This window comes from Okeania sp. SIO3B5 (genome assembly GCF_010692555.1).
In the GTDB taxonomy this organism is placed as follows: Bacteria; Cyanobacteriota; Cyanobacteriia; order Cyanobacteriales; family Microcoleaceae; genus Okeania.
On sequence record NZ_JAAHHG010000729.1, the window covers coordinates 1 to 3,944 of the forward strand.

The 3,944-nt window shown below is 34.8% G+C and carries 1 protein-coding gene; it reads left to right on the plus strand.

Features of this window, described 5'->3' with window-relative positions; all coding sequences use genetic code 11:
- The first annotated feature begins 615 nt into the window (after positions 1-615).
- Complete coding sequence (locus F6K54_RS41590; RefSeq protein WP_293090348.1) at positions 616-3,267, plus strand: GGDEF domain-containing response regulator; 2,652 nt, start codon at positions 616-618, stop codon at positions 3,265-3,267.
- Positions 3,268-3,944: the final 677 nt, after the last annotated feature.

Consider the following 3,944-nt stretch of genomic DNA (forward strand, 5'->3'; position numbering starts at 1 on the left):
GGGAGAATGGGAGTAATGGGGATAGAGGAACACTGAAATTTACTAAAATTTGCCGATTTTGAGCGCCAATAGGTGTAGTTAAACTCTGAGAGGATATCTGGTTCAACACCGCTTAAAAGCCTCCATCCCCGTGTCTCCGTTTCTCCGCGTCCCCGTGTCTATCGAGAATGAAACAGCCCTGCCCTCCATCGGAGGGGTTAGGGGTGGGTTGTCTCCTACCCCTACTAAAAGACTTTCCATACGCAAACCCTAAGTATAACTCTCCAAAAATTCAAGTAACATTAATTATTATTGATAAATTATCAATTAATTGCTGCTTATTGCCTATTGCCTACTCCCTATCTTAATGTTATTTGTGGATGTTTTAAAGAGGCATGATATAATAGTTACATACTTACAAATAAATAAATGGATAGTTAGGTGATATATTAAAAAACTGTGGCCATGATAAAGTAAGTATATAGGCAAAATAGTTTTTATATTGACTGTTGAGTTATATTTCTCTCTCAGAGATAACTTAAGTAAATTTATTTTAGTAAAAAATGCACCGCTCATTTTTTGTTAGTACTTAAATACTATTCTCAAAGTAAAATTTAGTCAATAAATATTTATATCATGGAAAAGCAGATTATTAATATTCTCCTCATAGAAGATGATGAAGATGATTTTATTGCCATTGATGACATCTTATCAGAAGTAGACTCACCAAAAATATCCCTGGTGTGGAAAAATACTTATGAAGGAGGTTTAGCTGCAATACAAACAGGAGAATATGACCTTTGTTTACTTGACTATCGTCTAGGAGAAAAAGACGGAATAGAATTACTCAAAACAGCAATAGAACTTAATTGTCAGACACCAATTATATTCATCACAGGTCAAGGCGATCGAGAATTAGACTTGTTGGCGATGAAAATAGGAGCAGCAGATTATTTCAATAAATTAGAAATTCGAGAATATACATTAGAACGACTAATTCTCTATGCCATTGAAAGAAATAAAAATTTAATTGCTCTCAAAGAAACTCAAGCCAAACTACAAGAAGCTCAAAAAATACCCCATTTGGGTAACTGGGAATTAGACCTCAAAACACAGAAAATAACTTGGTCTGATGAAGTACTTCGGATTTTTGCTATGAGTGCGACTCAACATCAACCAACTTATGCAGAGTTCCTCCAAATGTTCCTTCCCGAAAGTAGAAAATTATGGGAAAAAAATATGGCTTTAATCTTAGAGAAAACCCAAAAGTGTGAGTGTGAATATGAAATAATTAGCCTAGATGGAACAGTGAAATATCTTTATACAAAGACAAGTTTAATTACAAATAGTAACTTAGAATCAATCAAAATATTTGGCACAATTTTAGATATTACAGAGCGTCAAAAAGCCGAATTAGAACTCAAAAAAATTAGAAAACAAGAGAACTTATTAAATCTAGTAATAGACAAAATTAATCAGTCTTTAAACTTAGAGGAAATATTAGAAACTACAGTAGAGTCAGTGAGAGAGTTTTTGCAATGCGACCGCGTCATAATTTACCGTTTATTATCAAATGGTCATGGTATTGTAGAGAAAGAATCTTTAGCACCAAATTGTCTTTCACTTTTAGGAATGAAAATTGTCGATCCATGTTTTCCTAACAGCAATATTTTAGAACGTTACAAACAAGGTTATTTTAGGATTATTAATAATATTAATCAATCGGGAATACAAGAATGTCATATTGATATGCTTAGGGATTTTCAGGTGAAAGCAAATATAATACTACCTATCTTAATTCCAAACGAAACAGAAAACAAAAATTATACTGACAAATCAGAAATTAATGTATGGGGGTTATTAATAGCTCATCATTGTCGAGAAAATAGAGAGTGGGAAATATCGGAAACCGACTTATTAAAACGCTTGGCAGCTCAGACAGCGATCGCTATTCAACAAGCTCAACTTTATCAACGCCTAGAAAAACTAAATCAAGAATTAAAAGCAATTGCATATATTGATGATTTAACAGGAGTCTTTAACCGTCGTCATTTTGAGCAAAAATTTGAACAAGAATGGAAAAGGTTGGTGCGAGAGGAAGCTGTCATATCAATTATTATGTTAGATATAGACTACTTTAAACCTTATAACGATACTTACGGCCATCAACAGGGAGATAGATGTTTGCAACAAGTAGCTATAGCTATTCAAGCTGTGGTGAAACGGCCAGGAGATTTTGTAGCTCGATATGGTGGAGAAGAGTTTGTAGTTGTATTGCCAAATACCCCCATTGAAGGAGCACTTAAAGTAGCAGAAAATATCAGAATAGAAATTGAAGCTTTAAAAATTCCTCATCAAGCTTCAGTAACAAGCCAGTGGGTGACAAGTAGCTTAGGAGTTGCAGATAGCAAATGCTCAAAAACATCTAATCCAGAGAAATTGCTAAAAGCAGCAGATACAGCTCTCTACAATGCTAAAACTTCTGGCAGAAACTGCATAGAGATTTATTCTGTATGTATGGAAAGTCTAGAAAAACAAAAGCAAGAAATTAATTTAGTTACACAACTACGAGATGCTTTAAGAGAAAACGGTTTTTGTCTGTTTTCACAAGCAATTGTCCCATTGCATGAAGGCGTACAAGCAAAACTTTATGAAGTTTTGCTCAGATTTAGATATCCTTCAGGTAAAATTATTTCACCCACTACTTTCTTAGCAGTAGCGGAGCGCTATCATTTAATGCCAAGAATTGACCGTTGGGTTGTAAAAAATCTACTACATTCCCTGTCTTTGCAGAAAATTAATCGTTCAGACCAAGATTGTATTTTTACGGTTAATCTTTCTGGTGCTAGCATCAACGATAACAACTTTCTAGAATTTATCGAAAGTCAATTTGCCTCTTCCCAAGTGCCTCCCCAAAAAATTTGTTTTGAGATTACTGAGACCATTGCTATTACGAATTTAGATAAGGCAGCAAAATTTATTCAGTCTCTCAAACAAATCGGTTGTAGTTTTGCTTTGGATGATTTTGGCAAAGGAATGTCTTCTCTTTCTTATCTCACAAATTTGCCAGTAGATTATCTCAAGATTGACGGGATGTTTATTAAGAAGATAGAAAAAGATACTGTTACTCAAGGAATAGTAGAAGGTATTTACCATATTGGCAGGGCAATTAATTTAAAAGTAGTAGCTGAATATATAGAAACAGAGTCAATTCTCAATAAAGTCAGTAGCTTAGGAATAGATTATGGTCAAGGCTTTTATCTTGACAAACCAAGTCCACTTTTATAGTAGAAGAAGGAAAGTCAAAAGTCAAAAGTCAAAAGTCAAAAGTAAGAATTTAGGCTGCGGAAATTTTTTAAGGGAGTAGGGAGTAGGGAGTAGGGAGTAGGGAGAATAAAAAGATTTGTACTGCAAGTGGCAGTTTTGGTTTTTTTCCAGATCGCTCTTATCCGGACATGATATAAATCATATCAAATCCAGTTGAATAGTTATTATAAAGTTGGGAGATTGAAGTAATTAGGGCTTGCTGAAAAAGTCTTTTTTCGTAGGGGTAGGAGACAGGAGACAGGAGACAGGAGACAGGAGAAATGGCTTGGGAGCGAGGAGGTAGGAGTAAGAATTGTCCCAAGATTGTTCTGCCATAGTCAGCCTAAAATACTAGCTTTTTGAGCGTTTTCAACTGAAACAGGCGCACTTTTTTAGACCCTAAAAATGCTCAAACCTTTATATCTCAATACTTTTATAATTAATCAGCAAGCCCTAATTAGGGTTTGCTGAAAAAGTCTTATGGGTAAGGGTAGGATACAGGAGACAGGAGACAGGAGACAGGAGAAATGGGAATTATAGAGGAGGTAGGAGGAAGAAGAATCAAGGAATTATTCTGCGCAACTATACGCCTAAAATGCTAATTTTTTGAACCATTACAACCATTAAGCTTGGACTTTTTTTAACTAAAAAATGCGCTC

What these genes read in the sequence shown, in the direction of transcription:
- F6K54_RS41590 (WP_293090348.1), top strand. Translation starts at nt 616, where the DNA reads ATGGAAAAGCAGATTATTAATATTCTCCTCATAGAAGATGATGAAGAT.